Source organism: Flavobacterium sp. W20_MBD1_R3 (genome assembly GCF_052119725.1).
In the GTDB taxonomy this organism is placed as follows: domain Bacteria; phylum Bacteroidota; class Bacteroidia; order Flavobacteriales; family Flavobacteriaceae; genus Flavobacterium.
In genome coordinates, this window is sequence record NZ_JBGQOR010000011.1 from 1 (window position 1) to 18,909 (window position 18,909).

The 18,909-nt window shown below is 31.3% G+C and carries 15 protein-coding genes; 5 read left to right on the forward strand and 10 right to left on the reverse strand.

The genetic code is table 11. The annotated features are described in order from the left end of the window. Positions 1–365 precede the first annotated feature (365 nt). The 3 genes from ACEN2F_RS12535 to ACEN2F_RS12545 all read right to left on the reverse strand — a co-directional run bounded on the left by ACEN2F_RS12535 (position 366) and on the right by ACEN2F_RS12545 (position 3,133). The gene (locus ACEN2F_RS12535; RefSeq protein ID WP_441739554.1) at positions 366–749 is read right to left on the reverse strand and encodes a hypothetical protein; all 384 of its coding nucleotides are present in this window, start codon (positions 747–749) and stop codon (positions 366–368) included. Between the two features lie 229 nt (positions 750–978). Further along, positions 979–2,253 (reverse strand): FAD/NAD(P)-binding oxidoreductase, encoded by a 1,275-nt coding sequence (locus ACEN2F_RS12540; RefSeq protein ID WP_441739557.1) that lies wholly within the window; start codon positions 2,251–2,253, stop codon positions 979–981. Positions 2,254–2,335: 82 nt separating this feature from the next. Beyond that, positions 2,336–3,133 carry a sulfite exporter TauE/SafE family protein gene (locus tag ACEN2F_RS12545; RefSeq protein WP_441739560.1) on the reverse strand — a complete coding sequence of 266 codons (798 nt, stop codon included), beginning with the start codon at positions 3,131–3,133 and terminating at the stop codon, positions 2,336–2,338. Positions 3,134–3,958: 825 nt separating this feature from the next. Between ACEN2F_RS12545 and ACEN2F_RS12550 the strand changes: the two genes are divergently transcribed. After that, a complete protein-coding gene (locus ACEN2F_RS12550; RefSeq protein ID WP_441739563.1) occupies positions 3,959–5,707 on the forward strand; it encodes a TrkH family potassium uptake protein in 1,749 nt (582 codons plus the stop codon). 11 nt (positions 5,708–5,718) lie between these two features. Further along, positions 5,719–6,411 carry a potassium channel family protein gene (locus ACEN2F_RS12555; protein WP_441739566.1) on the forward strand — a complete coding sequence of 231 codons (693 nt, stop codon included), beginning with the start codon at positions 5,719–5,721 and terminating at the stop codon, positions 6,409–6,411. Positions 6,412–6,836: 425 nt separating this feature from the next. Here ACEN2F_RS12555 and ACEN2F_RS12560 read toward each other — a convergent pair whose 3' ends face one another. The 5 genes from ACEN2F_RS12560 to ACEN2F_RS12580 all read right to left on the reverse strand — a co-directional run bounded on the left by ACEN2F_RS12560 (position 6,837) and on the right by ACEN2F_RS12580 (position 10,367). After that, positions 6,837–7,505, reverse strand: a complete 669-nt coding sequence (locus tag ACEN2F_RS12560; RefSeq protein ID WP_441739569.1) for a peroxiredoxin-like family protein — start codon at positions 7,503–7,505, stop codon at positions 6,837–6,839. A gap of 32 nt (positions 7,506–7,537) precedes the next feature. Then, positions 7,538–8,224: a haloacid dehalogenase type II gene (locus tag ACEN2F_RS12565; protein ID WP_441739572.1), complete on the reverse strand. Its 687-nt coding sequence runs from the start codon at positions 8,222–8,224 to the stop codon at positions 7,538–7,540. A gap of 158 nt (positions 8,225–8,382) precedes the next feature. Further along, positions 8,383–8,934, reverse strand: coding sequence for a carboxymuconolactone decarboxylase family protein (locus tag ACEN2F_RS12570; RefSeq protein ID WP_441739575.1), 552 nt, complete (start codon positions 8,932–8,934; stop codon positions 8,383–8,385). A gap of 86 nt (positions 8,935–9,020) precedes the next feature. Next, a complete protein-coding gene (locus tag ACEN2F_RS12575; protein WP_441739578.1) occupies positions 9,021–9,875 on the reverse strand; it encodes a helix-turn-helix transcriptional regulator in 855 nt (284 codons plus the stop codon). Positions 9,876–10,190: 315 nt separating this feature from the next. Further along, positions 10,191–10,367, reverse strand: a complete 177-nt coding sequence (locus ACEN2F_RS12580) for a histone H1 (RefSeq protein WP_441739581.1) — start codon at positions 10,365–10,367, stop codon at positions 10,191–10,193. Positions 10,368–10,998: 631 nt separating this feature from the next. Here ACEN2F_RS12580 and ACEN2F_RS12585 point away from each other — a divergent pair. Beyond that, positions 10,999–14,526 carry a PAS domain S-box protein gene (locus ACEN2F_RS12585; RefSeq protein WP_441739584.1) on the forward strand — a complete coding sequence of 1,176 codons (3,528 nt, stop codon included), beginning with the start codon at positions 10,999–11,001 and terminating at the stop codon, positions 14,524–14,526. 7 nt (positions 14,527–14,533) lie between these two features. Then, positions 14,534–14,908 (forward strand): response regulator transcription factor, encoded by a 375-nt coding sequence (locus ACEN2F_RS12590; RefSeq protein WP_441739587.1) that lies wholly within the window; start codon positions 14,534–14,536, stop codon positions 14,906–14,908. 49 nt (positions 14,909–14,957) lie between these two features. On the opposite strand, the gene ACEN2F_RS12595 is transcribed toward ACEN2F_RS12590, so the two are convergent. Both ACEN2F_RS12595 and ACEN2F_RS12600 read right to left on the reverse strand, forming a co-directional pair. Then, positions 14,958–15,446 (reverse strand): hypothetical protein, encoded by a 489-nt coding sequence (locus ACEN2F_RS12595; RefSeq protein ID WP_441739589.1) that lies wholly within the window; start codon positions 15,444–15,446, stop codon positions 14,958–14,960. Between the two features lie 908 nt (positions 15,447–16,354). Next, complete coding sequence (locus tag ACEN2F_RS12600; RefSeq protein ID WP_441739592.1) at positions 16,355–18,007, reverse strand: hybrid sensor histidine kinase/response regulator; 1,653 nt, start codon at positions 18,005–18,007, stop codon at positions 16,355–16,357. Positions 18,008–18,580: 573 nt separating this feature from the next. Between ACEN2F_RS12600 and ACEN2F_RS12605 the strand changes: the two genes are divergently transcribed. Continuing rightward, positions 18,581–18,841, forward strand: a complete 261-nt coding sequence (locus ACEN2F_RS12605; protein WP_441739595.1) for a hypothetical protein — start codon at positions 18,581–18,583, stop codon at positions 18,839–18,841. Positions 18,842–18,909: the final 68 nt, after the last annotated feature.

Genomic DNA, 18,909 nt, shown 5'->3' on the forward strand with positions numbered 1-18,909 from the left:
GTTTCGAACGGTAAAAGGAATTATCCTGATGCCTTCTTTACCAGATGGATCCTTACTAATTATTTTTAGTTGATGTAGACCATCAAAACAACAGATAGCGTAGTACATAAGGACCTAATATTTAATCACTACCTGCCATTTTCGTGATTTTTACATACAAAACACAACGAATTGAAGCCAAAGCCAATGGTGCTTTGATCCGTTTTTAGGGTACTTTTTACTTTTAAAAATAAATATTAATCATATTTTATAGATTTCTCAGAACTTGTTGCTTTTATTTTTGATTTTCACAAAAATAAAGGACTTACTGTGATTAGTAGCCCTTTGTTTTAGTCTTATATAGTTGTTTTAATATGTTTTAGATTTCACATCCATTTTGAAAGAAAATCAATCAACTCTTCTCGTAATTCTTTGAATATTTTTTCAAATACTGCAATACTTTCTCGGTGAATTTTATGATCTGAGAATTTAGTGTGCTCCAGATTATTACTATTCTTGCGGACCGTTGCCTGAAGATATGATTCGTGGCTAGTGATATCATGATGTAAAATATCGATTTGTTCTTTTTGTATGATCAGCTGATTGTGAAAATGATCAACTAATGAAAGAACTTCCGTAGCCGTATTTTTTTTTGCTATTTCCGAAAGTCGGTTGGTCATTATTGAAAGTTCATCTTTGTAAAATAAAAGTTTGTTAAGCCACGTTTTGTGCTCCTCATGTAATTGGTAAATTGTTTTTGTAGTTTCCATTTTCTTATTTTTAAATTAATGCAGTTGAAGTTGTTTTTTTTTAATTCTTAGTAACCCATTTGGTTATATGTACTTTTTTAGAGAAAGCTATCGTTTTGCTGACTACTAATTTAGGAATATTCTAGTTATAATAAAAATTTAAGTACTTAATTTTGAAGTTGTTATGATTAAAAAACAAAAAATCCCTTTCAATTTTACTCGAAAGGGAAAAAAACAAAAATAACTATTATTAGGCTGTTCCTTTTAGGATTTTGTTCCAATACAACCAAGGTAATATCTTAGTTTTAAGAATCCACATCGCCCAATTCGGGTTGGCTTGATTTATTGGAAAAGTCATTTTCGGAGTGTTTGAATAATCAAATTCAGCCAGCATTAATTTCCCATATTGTGTTGGAATAGGGCAGGCGCTATAGCCGTCGTAGTGCGCTGTCATTTTCTTTTTGTCTAAAATCGCCAAAAGGTTTTCAACTACAACAGGCGCTTGTTTTCTTATTGCGGCACCGGTTTTGCTACAAGGGGCATTAGTGCAGTCTCCTAGCGCGAATACATTTGGAAAACGAACGTGTTGCATAGTATGTTTATCAATGGCGACATATCCCAGTGGATTTTCGGGGTCTCTCAAAGGGCTATTTTGTATAAAATCAGGTGCAGATTGCGGGGGAACTGCGTGGCACAAATCAAAATTGAGGATTACTTTTTTGAGTTCATCAGTCTTTTGTGTTTCTATAATTCCGTAACAAGCAGCGTTTTTATTAGATAGTTTTTGATTTAGATTTTCATCAATTTCTTTAGTTACAAATTCTATTGTTTTATCTGCTCCGTTGATCGCAGTGACATTAGCACCATAATGAACGTGGATATTATATTTAGACACGACTTTTTTTAATGTATCCGCATATTCTTTGACACCAAAAATAGTATTTGCGCCAGAAATATAATGAACCTCACATTTATCTAAAATTCCTTTTTTACGCCAATAATCGCAGGCTAAATACATTATTTTGTGTGGTGCTCCCCCGCATTTTATAGGCGTTGTTGGGTTTGTAAAAACTGCTGTGCCACCCTTAAAATTTTCAATCATTTCCCACGTATATGGTGCATATTGAAAAGAGTAGTTACTGCTTACATTATTCTTTCCAAGAGTTTCTTTAAGTCCTTTTATTTTGTACCAATCCAGTTGAATTCCGGGACAAACCACTAAATAATCATAGGTAAATTCATCACCTGAAGTACATTTTACTTTGTTTTCCGTTGGTTGAAATTCAGAGACAGCTTCTTTTATCCAAGTAGTATTTTTAGGAATCAGCTCTTTTTCATTTCGAACGGTAGTTTTGATGTCAAATATTCCCGCACCAACTAACGTCCATGCCGGTTGGTAATAATGTTTTTCAGATGGATCAATGATTCCAATGTTCAGATTACTTCTTTTACGGAGTAATTGTGAGGCTACAGAAAGTCCTGCATTTCCTCCACCTACTACAAGTATTTGATAATGATTAGCCATTTTTTTAATTTATTTAAAATAATAGATTAAAATTAATTATTTTAAACACTTGTTTATGTGACTTTTATCACATATTGAGATCTTATTTTAGAAAAAGTTCTTTCGTAATAATATAAATACCCATTACTAAAACAAACCATCCAAATGCAGGTTTTAGTTTATTTCCATCAATTTTTTTAGACAATGCAGTTCCTATAAAAATACCAACAATTGCAAAACCTGAGATGGTAAATAAAAACTGCCAATCAATAACACTTTCTCCGCCTTCACCAAAAAAGCCCAGTAATGATTTAGCAGCAATAATAACAAGCGAAGTTCCTACTGCTTCTTTCATGGGTAATTTACTCAAAATAACTAATGCAGGAATTATCAAAAACCCGCCGCCTGCGCCAACTAATCCTGTAATAACACCTACAAGGGCACCCTCAATAAGTATCATAGGATAATTGAATTTTTGCGCTACCGCTTCTTCGCGAACTGCTTTTTTATCTTTTTTTATCATCGTATAAGACGCAAGAACCATGATAACGGCAAAAAGCAGCATTAAAAAAAGATCTTTTGTTAGTATGAATTTTTCTATCGTAAAGATTTCTTGGGGTATAGCGGGAACAATAAGCGCTCTTGTGGTAAAAACCGCAATAATAGACGGGATACCAAAAACAACTGCTGTTTTGATATTAACTAATCCTTTTTTGAAATATCCAACAGTTCCAACTGCACTGGTTAATCCAACTATAAATAATGAATAAGCCGTTGCTAATACGGGTTCAATTGCAAATAAATAAACTAATACCGGTACGGTAAGGATTGAACCTCCTCCACCAATCAGTCCTAAAGCTACGCCAATTAGGATCGATGCAAAATAACCTACGTATTCCATAATTATAAATTTTATAATGCAAATATTGCTCGTTAAAACCGTATAATCTGTAACATTTATCACATTGGAAGATTTTTTTAGAAAGTTAATGTAAAGATCAAAACGCAATAGTTAAGAATTTTCCGCTGCATTGGATTGAAATTAGACCATATATAGACTTAAAGCCCGTGCTGCTTTGCATTGTAGCGTCCGTTCATGTAAGGCTTGATTCTCTCTCGATTGTAAACTTGTTTGTTCTATTAATTATGTGAACTCAACTATATTTTAAATTCCAATATAAAGATATAACATCTTTTTATTTGTAAATCAACTTATTAGGTTTGATGATTCAGAATGCCACTTGGCTTCGTTTTTCTAAAACGAAAATAAATCCATCGGAGGCCATTTTAATTATCAGTTCTAATTTTCTTTCAAATATACTTTTTAATTATTCACAAGGTATTCTTTTAGAGTTGCATTTTGGGAAAGTATTCTGGTATTATTCATTCCATTTTTGATTCTCATTTTATTATTTTGCACACAAAAACGCATTAATTTTGTAGCTCAATGTTAGGTACTAATTCTAATGAATATTAATGAAGTTGCAGCTATTGACTCGTTGCGAAAGAGAAAGGAATAGTATACATCCCAAACATTATCTTTAAAACGATAGTAATCAAAACTCAAAATAAAAGTGATTGCGAGAAACTAAGTAACTTTAGGCTTTGTTTGAAGATCATAAAGGGTAAATTATAGTATGTTTGTGTGAAGCGAATTACCCTATATATAGAAGTAGTAATTTGCGAACTAGTTTGACAAAATATAAATGGAGAAACGAGCGAATTAATGAAAATAGATTTAAAAAAATTTTATAATGTTGCGCTTTTTATTAGTTTTTCCGGGGTTGTAACTTTTATAGCTGATTTTGGTTTTCCTCAAACCGAAAAATTCCAAAATATTTTAAATAGCTATTATTTTTTTATTCTGATATTTGGTGTCATCTCGTCTTCTCTTCGTCATATAAGAGAAGGAAAAATAGTAAAACGTAAAGCCTTTATTTTTGACAGTTTGTCCATACTTTTTACACTTGTAATCTTATTTCAGCACTTTGTCACTGGCGACATTAATCAATCTTCATTGTTATTCTATAATGATAGTTGGGTAAAACTTGCCGTTGCGTTTAGTTTCATTAGAGAATTTTCAGAAATAAAACTCAATTTTAAACGGAAGGTGCTCAATCCTGCACAATTATTTATAAGCAGTTTTTTGTTGATTATTTTGTTTGGAACCTTTCTTTTAATGCTACCCAAGGCGACTTACAGTGGGATTTCATTTTTAGATTCCTTATTTACCGCTACAAGTGCGGTTTGTGTTACCGGGCTTATTGTTGTTGATACAGGAAGTTATTTTACACTATTTGGGCAAACAATAATTTTGTTACTTATTCAAATTGGTGGGTTGGGTATTCTAACTTTTGCTAGCTACTTTAGTTATTTTTTTAAGGAAGGTACTAGTTATGAAAATCAAATGGTCATTGGCGATATGACTAGTTCTCAAAAGCTTAGTGATGTGTTTTTGACCTTAAAATATATTTTACTGATCACCTTTAGTATCGAATTTTTTTCGGCAGTACTGATTTACTTTAGTTTACCAGAAGAAAATTTCCGATCACAATTTGACCGACTATTTTTTGCAGGATTTCATTCTATATCTGCATTTTGTAATGCAGGATTTTCCACATTACCTAAAAGTTTGTACGAGGGAAGCTTTAGATTCAATTATTTATTACAAATGATTATCATTATTACTTTTGCCTTGGGCGGTTTAGGTTTTGCCATTGTTGTAAATTTACTAAATTATTTAAAATATAAGATTGCTAACTTTTTTTCAGTTACCGCTAAAAAGCATTATTTCAAACCATGGGTATTGAATATTAATAGTAGAATAACGCTCATTACAACACTTTCACTATCGGCATTTGCTTTTGTTGTGTTTTATATTTTTGAATACAACAATACACTTGCGGAACACCATGGTTTGGGTAAGGTCATTGCTGCATTATTTGGTGCAACCACACCGCGAACGGCTGGATTTAATTCTATTGACACAGCGGCACTGACTTTCCCCACGCTGATGATTGTTTTATTGTTAATGTGGATTGGAGCTTCTCCATCATCAACAGGAGGGGGAATTAAAACGAGTACATTTGCGATTGCAACATTAAATATTTTAAGTCTTGCCAAAGGAAAATCAAGAATAGAAGTCTTTCGCAGAGAAATTTCGGATATATCAGTGCGTAGAGCTTTTGCAATTATTACCTTATCGTTGATTACAATAGGATTTGGGATTATCTTAATTTCTTTTTTTGATAGTAATCAAACTTTAATGAGCATTGCTTTTGAATGTTTTTCAGCTTACAGCACCGTAGGATTAAGTTTAGGAATAACAAATCAGCTAAGCAGTGCGAGTAAGTTTGTTCTTATTGGTATTATGTTTGTAGGTCGCGTTAGCATGTTATCTATTGTAATTGCTGTTTTCAAAAAAGTAAAGCATCATAATTATCATTATCCAAAAGAAGAGATTACTATTAATTAAAATTATAAAAAATGAAATATATAATTATCGGCCTAGGAAACTTTGGTGCATCTCTTGGTCAAAAATTAACTGCTCAGGGAAATGAAGTGATTGGCATTGATACCAGTATGGTGAAAGTCGAGGCAAATAAAGAAAAAATTTCACATACTATTTGTATGGATGCCACTGATGAATATACCGTTTCCGGATTGCCACTTAAAGAAACAGATATTGTAATTATTGCCATTGGAGAAGATCAGGGAGCTAATGTAATGACTACTGCATTATTTAAAAATTTAGAAGTAAAACGACTAATAAGCAGAGCCATAAATCCTCTTCATGAAAAGGTATTACAAGCCATTGGTGTAGACGGAATTGTTCATCCCGAAGAAGAAACGGCAGAACGCTGGGCTAAAAAATTGTGTTTAAATAATGTGGTAGATTCCTTTGAACTTAGTGATAATTACAGTATTATCGAAGCAACTGTGCCCGAAGAATACATTGGTAAAAGTATTGAGGAGATTGGATTGTTACGAAATTTCAATTTAAATGTTCTTACTACAATCAAAAAAATAGAGATTAAAAGTCTTTTAGGAAAAAGTAAAACAGAACTAAAAGTTCAGGGCGTAGCTGCTCCTGATTTAATTCTTGAGGAAGCCGATATTTTAGTATTATACGGCTCTAATAAAGATTTACAGGTATTTTTGAAACAAAAAATAAACTAACTAATTGACCAGTTAGTCCCACTATTGCCTAGCTGTTCAGACAATTTTTGGCAGATTTGCCACAATGCAAAAACAAAAATCCATATTATTGCTTTTTTTGATAGGAATAATTCTATTTCCCTGGCAATAAATCTGTTTAGCACATCCATTAGGCGAACCGGATCATTCTGGAGATCCAGAGCATAAAGAAATTTCAAATTGCGAATTGAGAAGACAATACAAGGGTAAACAATCCGCTATTTGGCCTCCAATAAATTGCAAACAAGAGATTTTGAATCAGTAAAGTTTCAGCAACCACAATTTGACAGTCTAATTTTAGCTGTTAGTCCTTTTGTAGTACTTATTTCTAATTTTGAATTTACTTTCAATTCGAAAGCAATACAACCTCATTTATTTCTTGAAGAACCGCAGCTTTCCAGCTAAAACTATTTTGGTAAATTATTCAAAATATCGTCTACTGAGGCTCTTATTTTATAATCAGGATTGAATTGTTTGTAAATAATTTTTCCGTTTTTGTCAATGATAAAAGTAGCAGGAACAGGAAGTTCCGCTTGTTTATTTGCATTAGTCTCCGCAATTGAAACTTGAAATTTGTCTTGTATTATTGCCTGATAGTCTTCGGTCACTTTAAAATTTACGTCAAAAGCGTTTCGGATGCTTCCATCGATATCTGAAATAATAGTAAAATTAGCTCCTGTTTGCTCTTTAGTTTTGGACACATTATCATAACTTTCAGAAGTTATAGCAATTAGTTTTGCTCCAGTTGCTTCAATTAGTTTTGATTTTTCCGCAAATTCCGATAAGTGTTTATTGCAAACCGGACACCAAAAACCTCGGTAAAAGATAATTACGACGGCTTGTTTTTTATAATATTCTGACAACGCAATTTTTTTGTTCTCGGCGGTAGTCACGATAATTTCAGGAGCTGCATCACCTACATTTAATCCTCTTGGAATTAAGGTTGTATCCATGCCAGCACCCGAGTAATCAATTGTAGGCTTTGCTGTAATTATTTCTTTTGGCGCATCAGTAACTTCTTTTTTGCAAGAAATAAATGCAGTAACTACAAGTAATGTCAATATTAATTTTTTCATTATCTTTTTTTGTAATTAACTTTTATAAATTGTTATTTATATTTTTCAGTTAGAACCAGCGCCATTTCATATATATCTTTGGCCACATAATTCGGATTATCTGAAAGTGAATATAACGATTGTCCTTCACGTGCTATAAAACCAGTTTTCAATCCAGCATTCATTGCACCGGCTAAATCCCATCCGTGTGCTGCAATCATGATTATATTTTGTGTTTCCTGATCTAATTGAGTTGCTGCCCATTTATAGGTTTGTGGGTCTGGTTTGTACTTTTTAAGGGTATCTATGCTTAAGGCAAGTTCAAATATATCTGTCAGATTTGAATTAATTAACTGTTCTTTAAGGGCATTTTCAGGTGAATTAGTCAAAGTAGCCAATCTAAACCCATTTTCTTTTAATAGTTGTAAGCCTTTTAAAACATCTGGATACGCTTTCAAATTCCGAATTACTGACAGTGTTTTTTTAGTTTCATCGTCGGTTATCGTCTTATTTAAAGATGTTGCCGTCATTTTAAGCATCGCAACAGCTATTGTGCTAAAATCATGGTACTGATTGGTACAATTATCAACAAGCGAATGATGCAATACCATTCCAAACCAAATTTTGAACGCCATTGGTTCATCCAATAAAGTGTTAATTGCATCCTTTAGCGGCGTCATGTCTAACAAGGTTTCATTTACATCAAAAAGGAGTACTGGTTTTGTTTTTTTTGAGTTCATAGTTGGGAATTTTTATATCTTTTTAAGAATTATTTTCGTTTAACTGATTAAATTCATGTTTGCTCAAATTTAAATGTACTAATTTTAAAACACTATTTTGATTTTCTAAATGTGAAATACAAATTCAATAACACACCAGAATTCACTTTAAAGTTGATTTATTTTTTCCACGCTCTTCCTGCAAAAGCATCATCTAATACTGGATTTGTGTTGTGATTAGAATAATTACTGATTGTTTTTACCGCTATTCCGGCAATTATACCTAAAACGTGTGATTCGGTATATCCTACGGCTAAAAATTCATCAACTTCTTCTTGTGTAACATTCCCGCGATTTACAGTTAGTGAGCGTGTTAGTTTAGATAAAGCGGCTAGTTTTAGATCTGGAACTTGTTTTCCTTCACGAATTGCATTGGTTACTTCGGTAGGTACTTTTGACATTTTATCAGCAATAAAACTGTGTGCTGCGGTGCAATATTCGCAGTTGTTTTCGTAAGCTACGGAAAGAAAAACGACTTCTTGTTCTACTGAATTAAAACCAGAATTGGCTCTAAAGCTATTATAGCCATAAATATATGTCTCTAAGAGTGCTGGATTTTCGCCCATGCTTTTGTACATGTTGGGTACAAAGCCTAATGTTTTTTGAGTAGTATCGAAAATTGCTTGAGCTATTGGAGAAACTGGATTGTTTTCTAATTTTAAATGTGCCATTTTTGTTTTTTAAAGTATTTACTACTTGTTATTTATTTAACAAAGGTGCAACTAATACTGAGCTTCGACTTTTGTTATTCGTTCAACTACTTGGCTATTTGGTCCAAACGGTAATTAGATGGCGTTTGATTGTGTTTTTCATGAAAAAGTGTCGAAAAATTTGCTAAATCATTGAAACCACAATCAAAAGCAATATCTGTAATTCTCTCGTCAGAAATCAATAAAAGTTCGGCCGCTTTTTCTAATTTTTTATTCCGAATATAATTTGCCGGACTATCATCGTAATTTTTTTTGAATTCTCGTTTAAACGAGGAAAGACTTAAATTAGTCAGTTGCGCCAGTTGATCTATGGTAATGTGTTGATAAAAATTATTTTCTATAACTTGTTTGAATGTAAAACTGGTAGGAGAAAAAAGTTGGGATAAAATTTGTTGTATTACAGGTGCATTTTTTGTTTGACACAACAACAAAATGATTTCTTTTAATTTGATGATCAATAAGTCCTCATTAATGAGAATTTGATTGTCAAAATAAAACAGTAAACTTTCAATGTATTTTTGAATTAAAAAATCAGTATTAATTGGGGTTATATCAATATTCTGATTTGCTAGTTTTGGTTGTTGGAAAATCTTAGGTAAATCGGTTTCATAAATTTTTTTCAAAATTTCTGGATGAAAATGGACAAAAACAATTTGATTGTTTTTAGAGAGTTCATTGCTTTTCATTTGACTGAAATAAGAACCACATTTTAGCAAAACCGCTTCATTGACCGGTACTGAAATACTTTGTTGTTGTATTTGATAGTCTATTTGCCCTTCGAGCATATACAAAAAACAAGCCTCATTAGGCACTGGATTCGGGATTTTGAACGGAGTTTCGATTTTCACTTTTTCGAAAATTACATACCCGAATAATTCGTATTGTTTTCTTTCTGTAATCATTGGGATAGTTTTAAAGTGAAAATTAGATTTCTATTGTTTTATTTGTGATCAAATACAACAACATGTTATTAGGATAAGATACAATTAAACAATAAAATAAAATTTATTTTTTAATCAAAAACTATACTAGTAAAATAATCGGGGTTCAATTAAAATAGGCACTGTCTATTTTGTTGAAAATAGGGCAAAAATTAATTAGCTTAGAAGGAACTTGCTACGCATCTTGGAACAAAAGAATGAAACCTAATAGAGGGGGCTGTCAAGAATAACTAAAAAGCCCTCTAAAATTAAGAGGGCTTATAAATAAAGAAAAATTTATTTTTTTGATTCTTCAACAGATACTTTTCTAAACTCTTTTAATAATTTTTCCATATCTAAAGTTGACTTACGAGCTCTAGTTCCAGCAGCTTTGTTTCCTTTTTCAATGTGTAGTTCACATTCAGTTTTGAATGTTTCGAATTCGGCTGTAATTTTTTCGAATAAATCTTTCATGATAATGCTTTATTAAATTAGGGCGCGAAAGTAGAATTTTGTAGTTTAAATATAACTAAATTGCTGTTAAAATTATTAATTTTTATTATGTCGGATTATAAAATAATCAAAATTGTGAATATTAGGAGAGGTTATAAAGAGTTATACTTTGCTGTTTTTTAGATTTGAGTTTTTTACTGTGAGCGCAACGTGCTCACTTTCGTTTGCATTACTTTAATAAAAATTAAAAATATTAAAGTGCTTGTGTTTTAACTGATGTGAGATGTCAAGTTACAATTTAGCTACTACATTTCTATGGAAGTTTAGCTTACAGGAGCAGGAAGTTATTGAGCAGTAGTCTCTTAAAAAATAATTTTTTAAAAATAATTTCGGACTATTATCGCTCATGAAACTTGAAAAACGATAGAAATGGTTTTGTTAAAAGAGAAAGATAATTTGTCTGATAGATCCGCGGGTGTATTTCTGCATTAGGCTTTGATTGAAAATCAATGAAATGTTTTTTTTTTGAGAATTAAAAAGATTTATTATTTTTGTTTTTTTTTTTGAAATAAATGGTACTTTTTAAATTGATTTTAAAATCGAATGACCATGTTTGTTAACAAAAATTAATTCTTCAAAACCAATGCAAGGTGTGAAAAAACAAAAAAAGCTAATAAAATTATTTGACACACTTGATTTTCAACAAGAGTTCAATACTATGTTATCATTAATTTCGGAATTGTGTGATGTTTCAGCTGTTTTTATTTCTATAATTGGTGACGATGGCGAAATTATAAAAGCTAAAGTTGGGTTTGAGACTTTGGTTGTTCCTGAAAACTTGTCAGCATTCATTAAATCAATCGTTAATCATAAAGAAAAATCAATCCTTGTCGCCAGCAATCAAGAAATCAAAGATTTAGCCAGTCCTCATTCCTTTTTTGCGGGTTTCCCTATTTGTGTCAATGAAAGTTTCGTTGCAGGAACTCTTGTTATGATGGATGCTAAGCCAAAAAATCTATCTGCACTTCAATTGAAATCGTTAGAGTTTTTTGTATCACAAATTCAAAGTTTATTAGAGTTACACCTGCAAAAGCATAAATTACAAGAAAAAGAAATTCAATTTGAACAAATTATTGCTAATGCAAAAGAGATTTTCTATCAACTTGATCAAGAGGGATTGATTATTTATGCGTCAAAAAACTGGACAACTATTTTGGGTTATGACATTAATGAACTGATTGGCAAAAGTAAAACTATATTTCTACATCCTGATGACGTAAATGAGTACACCACTTATTTTAAAAATCTAGGTGAAACGGGAAAAGGTGAAAAAGAACTTACTTTTAGAATATTACATAAAAAGGGATATTATGTGTGGCATGCTACTAATCTCAAATTAGAAGAAGTAAACGGTGATTTTATTTACATAGGAAACTCAAGAGATATTAGTGAACATATAGAGATTCAGCAAAAAAATTTAGAACAAAAAGTTTTTTACGAAAAAATATTAGATCAGCTCCCAACTGATATAGCTGTTTTTGACAATCAGCATAGATATATTTATTTGAATCCGTCCGCAATAAAAAATGTGGATTTAAGGCGATACATTGTAGGAAAAGACGATTTTGAATATGCAGTGCATACTGGTCGTGATGATACTTCGGCAAAAATTAGACGAATGAAATTTTTAGAAGCAATAGAATCTAAAAATTTAATTGAATGGGAGGATTCTATTGAAAGCTCCGATGGACAAGTCTTTTTTCATTCTCGGAAACTGAAACCTGTTTTTAATGACGATGGTACATTAGAAATGATGGTTGGTTTTGGTGTTGATATCACTGAAAGTATAAATATTCAGCAGGAAATTCTTAGAAGTAAACAACTTACTACTAGCATTGTGCAAAACGTAGCAGTGGGGATCTTAGTTCAAGGACCGCAATCCGAAATAATAGAAAATAATAAGGCAGCTTGTGAAATGTTAGGACTAACAGAGGATCAACTTTTAGGTAAAACTTCTTTTGACGATCACTGGCGAGTAATTTATGAAGATGGCAGCGACTTTAAGCATGAAAACCATCCGGTACCTCAGGCTATACAAAAAATGAAACCCATAAATAATATTGTTATGGGTGTTTATCGCCCTTTGTACAACGATTTAGTTTGGTTATTAGTAGATGCTATTCCTGTAACCAACGAATCAGGAGAGTTACTCTATGTAATTTGTTCATTTAACGATGTTACTGCGCAAAAAAATGCAGAAAAAGCATTAAAAATAAGTAATGAACGTTTTATGTATTCTAGCGAAGCTACTTCTGATGCGCTTTGGGATTGGAATATAATTACCGATGAAATCCTTGTTGGAGAAAGTTATACAGCACTTTTTGGACACCGATTTAAAAACAATATTTATACTGGAAAAGAATGTGAGCAATTTATTCATCCAGAGGATAGGGGCAGCTGCATTGCAAGAATGAACGAGTGTATTAAAAGTGATATTTATAAATGGTCAGAGGAGTATAAATACTTAAAATCAGATGGTACATACGCGTATGTGAAAGATAAGGCTGTAATTCTAAGAAATGATCAGGGTGAAGCGATCCGTATGATTGGCGCGATGCAAGATATTACGACTGAAAAAAAATTAAGAGATGAATTACAACTAAGTGAACAGCAATTCAAGGGAGCCTTTGAAAATTCAGCGGTTGGAATGGCTATTGTTAATCATGATGGCTATTGGATTGAGGTGAATAATAGATTGTGCGAAATATTAGGATATACGAAGGAAGAGTTCAAAACGTTAACATTTCAAGAAATTACCTATTTTGAAGACTTGAAACACAATTTAGCACAAAAAGAAAAATTAGTTTCAAGTGAAGTCTTATATTTTAGTTTAGAAAAAAGATACATTCACAAAAACAAATCTCTAGTTTGGGTTCATTTATCAGTTTCTACGGTGCGAAATAATCTAGGTGAAATTCTACATTATATTCCGCAAATAATTGATATTTCCGAAAGAATTAAAATGGAAGAGCACAATAATTTCTTAATCGAAGAGAACAACAGGAATAAGACAAATCAACTGAATGAGGCACAAAATATGTATCGGCTTTTAGCAGATAATACAATTGATTTAGTTTGTTTACACAATTTAGATAGTTCTTTTCAATATGTTTCGCCATCAATTCAAAATTTATTAGGGTATACTCCTGAAGAATTGATTGGTAAATTTCCGCAAGAATTTGTTCATCCGGATGATAGAGAAATGCTTCAAAGTAATATTGACGGAGTTATAACGGAGTCACAAGATGTGTCAGTAAGTATTAGATACAGAAATAGTGAAGGCAATTATTTTTGGCTTGAAACCAAAGCTATTTTAGTAAAAGAAAATGGAATTCCAATAAATTTTCAGACTAGCACAAGAAACATAACGCAGAGAAAAATGGCGGAAGAAATTGTTGAAAACACACTGCTGCGAGAACGAGAATTAAATGAACTACGGACCAATTTAGTTGCTACTATCTCCCATGAATTTAGGACACCAATGACCACTATTAGAACTAGTGCTGAACTGATATCTTTATATTTAGAAAATCAAAAAATTGATAATGTTGATCGATTGCTAAAAAGAGTCACAATTATTACAGAAGAAATCGATCGAATAGTAGAATTAATGAATGATGTTTTGATAATTTCAAAAGAAGATTCTAAAAAAACCTCTTTTAATCCTAAAAAATTAGATTTAAAAGAGATTTGCCTAAAATTAATAAATACGAATAATTTTAAACAAATGAACTCCAGAAAAATTGACACGAATTTTTCCGGTGAATCTTTTACTGTTTTTGCAGATCAAAAATTAATAGAACATGCCATTTTAAATGTATTAAATAATGCCATCAAATATTCTGAAGAATATGATACAATTTCTCTAAATCTTTTTAGCATTGACGGTATAGTGGTGGTGTTAGAAATTATTGATTCTGGAATTGGCATACCAGAAAATGACCAGCAGAAACTATTTAACACCTTTTTTAGAGCCAGCAACACTAATGGGATTCAAGGTACTGGTCTAGGACTGTATATTGCGAAAACATTTATCAAAAAAAATTCAGGAACTATTAAATTAGAAAGTAAACTAGGAAAAGGGACTAAAGTAGCAATGCAATTTCCTTTGAAAAAATAATAGCAAGATGCCTAAAATACTAATTATTGATGACGAAGTAAAATTGAGAGAAACCATTAGTGAGCTCTTCTCATTTAGCGGATACGATGTACATGAGGCTGAAAATGGAGTTAAGGGATTACATAAAGTCAAAAAAATAAAGCCCAACTTAATTATTTGTGATGTTATGATGCCTGTTTTGTGCGGTTATGGTTTTTTAGAGCAACATAAAAAATCTGATTATTTCTACATTCCAGTCATATTACTAACAGCTCTAGCTGATTCTAAACAAGAACAAAAAGGAATTAGTCTTGGAGCAGCTTTACAAGTAAAAAAACCATTTGGTTTTCAGGAATTAAAAAAAATAGTTGATTCACTATTACTAACTAATAATTGTAAATAAAATATATTTTGTTATCCCAGTTGTTGCAAAATGATAGGATTTTCACAAATTATGCGATGTTTTGTCCTATGTTCTGATAATTAAACGCAATTGTTAGATTGACTTTGTTGTTTTTTACGGCAGTACCAGAGAATTTAGAAAGAAAAATCTTAGCATAGTACAAATTCGTTTTACTAACAAGAATCTCTTGGTAGTTATTATACTTATTGTTTATTAACAATTGGTATGAATAATTTCGTAGTAGAGTATTCACTATTACAGAAATCGTAAGTAAAGCAACAATGAAATTTTGAACAATAGCATCCAAATTTATCGTTTGTAATACTGTTAAATAAAATAAGGCTGCCAACAGTATTACTATAATATTGATCTTAAAATCTCTATTTTTAATAAGTCTTACATTTGTAGTTTGATCTAAATTTATCTTTATTCTTTGATTGTCATTTTTAAAAATGATTGTGGACTCAGAGAGGATGAAGAAATTATTTTCTTCTATTTCGCTCCCGATTGTATTATTGGATGATAAATTTTTTCCCATAATTCATATGTTTTTACATTTGATAAGCTTAAAAAAAATGATGTAACTTACTCATAACATTAATGTTGTGTCCAGAACAGTAATAGTACAACCTAATGGTACAATTAGTTGTAATGATAATAGTTTGTCAGTTCTAGTGATCTTGTTTTTGATTGAAATCAGAACCACCACAAAAAAAGTATCGTTAAAACGTTTTTTAAATAGAAGTCGTTTTAATTACGAAGCGCATCGAAAAGATTTTCTCTTTTTTAGTTTACAATAAAACACTAGAATTGAGGCTTTTTAAAAATTGCACCCAAAGGATTATTGTAATACTTGTGATATTGATGACAACTAATTCCTATTTTTTTTTTAAATTTATTGATTAGTTTAGTTTTATTTTTATTTTTAATTTATAGGTTAAAATAAATGATTTATAATTGATATTTTACCAAAAATTAATAGCTACTTAACTCAATATGAATCGCATGAGTTACTTCGCTCCAAGGCTTTTTTTTCTAAAGAGAAGAGTTGTAAAATAAAATTGTAACACAGAAAATATGTTAAATCGGATAGCGATTCCGAGCTAAACTGAATAGAGCAGTACGCTGTACTATTGCTACTATATAAACGAAACTGAATTTCGATAATGAAGAAAGTGTGATGTAAATTTGTGCAGGAGATGAATTTAAATTAAAGCATACTTTTAGTTGGAATAATTGGAGTTTAAAACCAAAATAGTAAAAAAGGTGTAATCTATCAATGCTATAGAAATCTGGTACGATAAAAAAACAAGAAACGTTTTTTGAAATATGACGCTTAGTAAAATGAAAGACCTATTGTCATATTTTGTAATATTTTTAAAAGTATAGTAATGAGGAAAAACTTTTTTTGAAATAATGAGAATTTATGTTTCTAGTAACTTTTTTTTATTGTGAGATCGTTATGAGTAATTTTCTTAACTGATCAACTGTGAATGGTTTTCCTAGAACGTAATCTACACCATGTTCTTTTTTTGTTTCTTCTTCTATTTCCAAACTCCATCCAGAGGCAACCACAATTTTGATTGTATCTCCATATTTTTCTTTTATTAGTGAAGCAAGTTGCCAACCGTTCATTTCTGGCATACCAATATCGGTAATTACCACATCAAAGTTATAATTTTTAAGGTATTCTAAAGCTTCTTTTCCACTGCAGGCAGTATCACATTTATGACCTAATGTTTCCGTTATCAAGCAGGCGCTTTCCCTAATTAATGCATCATCCTCTACCCATAAAACTTTTAGAACACTTTTCGCTTTTAAAAAGGTTTCTTCCAATTTTTTATGTTCCGGATTTTGCGCTATTGGAAGTATTATTTCGATTGTAGTTCCTTTTCCTAATTCAGAATTTTCAATCTGAATACTCCCGCCATGTTCCTTTATTATGCTGTAAGCTCCACTCATTCCAAGACCTCTCCCAAGTTCAAATCCCTTTGTTGTGTAAAATGGCTGAAATATTCTGGTCTTACAATTTTCATCCATACCCATCCCGGTGTCAGTGATGGTCATAAAAACATTTTCGACTCTTTTGCCAGTTGCAATGCTAATTTGTCCCCCTTTAGGCATTGCTTCAATACTATTTTTAATCACATTATATAAAGCAATACGTAATTCACTAGCATGGCCCATAATATCCGGTATTGAAACAAAGTCTGTTACTAATACTATTGCTAATCCATTTTTTTCTGCTTCATCTTTCCATAAAGGTTGTGATTGACTTATAACTTCGGATGCGATTGCATTTAAATTTAGTATTGAATGCTTTGTATTTACTTGGTTTTTACTGCTAAAATGCTGTATTTTTTGAACTCGATTTGCAGCATCTTCAATGACAGTCATTACTGTTTTTAAATAGTGTAACGTGGACTCCGGCAAATCACATTGTAACATCGCGATTTGTAAATTTCCTAGTATTAATTGAAGGGAATTGTTGAAATCATGTGCAACTGAAGATGCCATTTCACCAATTGCATTCAATCGATGGCTTTCGATTGCAGCCTTTTCAAATTGTCTTCGTTCCGTAACGTCAACAACAGTTAAAAAACATTGATTGCTATTTTGGTCAATAATTCCTTCAATATGCACATCTTTAGGCGAATTAACTTCCGTTAAAAGTACTACATTACATATTTCTTTGGTTTTATTTAATAATATTCTTTCAAAAAAGGAATTAAAAGTAGAGCGGGTATCTTCTGAAATAAAAAAACCAAATCTTGTATGTAATAAATCTAAACGTGTTTTTCCCAGCATATTTGCCGCACAAAAATTCAACGCTGTAATTTCGCCATGATTTGAGAGGGAAACATAACTGGTAGGGGCAAAGTCAAAAAGTCTAGCGTATTTTTCTCTGTCTAGTTCTGCTTGTTCTTTTGCTAATATAAGTTCTTCGGCTTGCAATTCCAGTTCGATTTGTTGCACGTGAAATTCATGAAGTAATTTCAAATTGTCTGATTCAGAAATAGATTCCTTATATTTAGTCAATTGTTCTTCTGCTTTCTGGCGAAGAATTGCTGAATTTAAAGTTTTATCATATGTTTTCATAACGAGAGAAATTTGTATTCACAAGTGTTATTTTAGTTATCACAAAGTCTGTCAAACGTAATCACGTGACAAATTTTAATACTATTAACCATCTAAATTGATTTATAAAAGTCATTTAGTCAGTAGCGCAACGACCACATATAATTTTTAATCGGCTGTGTGAATATCAAAAATAATTAAAAAACAATAATTTAAACAATTAAATCGGCCGATTTTTAATATTATTAAAAGTCGATCAAATATACATTTGTTGTAACAGTATTCAAGCAATTTTTTGTTATAATTTTTCTTTTTAGAGTAAGTCTGGACTATATTTTGAAGAAAATAGGGGCACTCGTTTTTTTAAATTTTATAAAGAAAGAAGATCTTAGTATGTGGTTTTTTGCATTTTTCTTCAGTATTTTTTTCTTATAAAAAATGCAATAGAATTGATACTCACAAAAAAAGTATGCTAACACATAAAATTCGGATAATTTATCAATACTAATTTAGATGGGAATAAAACCCTTAAAGCACCACTATTATGCTAAAAATAAGTAAACCTGCGGGAAGGATGTCAAGTTCAAAGTTGCTTTGAAAGCTTTAAATAAGCAGGATAGCATCGAGTTAGTAGCAAAAAAAATAGGAGTTGCTGGTCATCTAAATCTCATTACAGAAGACAGAGGCTATAGGGGATTTTTGGTCGGTTTTTTCTGCAGAAAAACCAGTAATTATCAAAAACAAAATCCTAACAGAGAAATTCAAACCTCGAATAGCTCTATTGCTGCACCAGAAGATTCAAAAACGGAATCACTGAACCTATTACTTGGAGTTGCTATTTATACAAATAAGTAGTGAGGCAGGAAAATAAATCTGTGAGAGAGAGCGTTCTTGAATTCATGGAAGCAGATAAGCAACTAGTT

Coding starts and splice junctions, on each gene's coding strand:
- ACEN2F_RS12535 (WP_441739554.1), bottom strand. CDS start 749: ATGGAAACTACAAAAACAATTTACCAATTACATGAGGAGCACAAAACG.
- ACEN2F_RS12540 (WP_441739557.1), bottom strand. CDS start 2,253: ATGGCTAATCATTATCAAATACTTGTAGTAGGTGGAGGAAATGCAGGA.
- ACEN2F_RS12545 (WP_441739560.1), bottom strand. CDS start 3,133: ATGGAATACGTAGGTTATTTTGCATCGATCCTAATTGGCGTAGCTTTA.
- ACEN2F_RS12550 (WP_441739563.1), top strand. CDS start 3,959: ATGAAAATAGATTTAAAAAAATTTTATAATGTTGCGCTTTTTATTAGT.
- ACEN2F_RS12555 (WP_441739566.1), top strand. CDS start 5,719: ATGAAATATATAATTATCGGCCTAGGAAACTTTGGTGCATCTCTTGGT.
- ACEN2F_RS12560 (WP_441739569.1), bottom strand. CDS start 7,505: ATGAAAAAATTAATATTGACATTACTTGTAGTTACTGCATTTATTTCT.
- ACEN2F_RS12565 (WP_441739572.1), bottom strand. CDS start 8,224: ATGAACTCAAAAAAAACAAAACCAGTACTCCTTTTTGATGTAAATGAA.
- ACEN2F_RS12570 (WP_441739575.1), bottom strand. CDS start 8,934: ATGGCACATTTAAAATTAGAAAACAATCCAGTTTCTCCAATAGCTCAA.
- ACEN2F_RS12575 (WP_441739578.1), bottom strand. CDS start 9,875: ATGATTACAGAAAGAAAACAATACGAATTATTCGGGTATGTAATTTTC.
- ACEN2F_RS12580 (WP_441739581.1), bottom strand. CDS start 10,367: ATGAAAGATTTATTCGAAAAAATTACAGCCGAATTCGAAACATTCAAA.
- ACEN2F_RS12590 (WP_441739587.1), top strand. CDS start 14,534: ATGCCTAAAATACTAATTATTGATGACGAAGTAAAATTGAGAGAAACC.
- ACEN2F_RS12595 (WP_441739589.1), bottom strand. CDS start 15,446: ATGGGAAAAAATTTATCATCCAATAATACAATCGGGAGCGAAATAGAA.
- ACEN2F_RS12600 (WP_441739592.1), bottom strand. CDS start 18,007: ATGAAAACATATGATAAAACTTTAAATTCAGCAATTCTTCGCCAGAAA.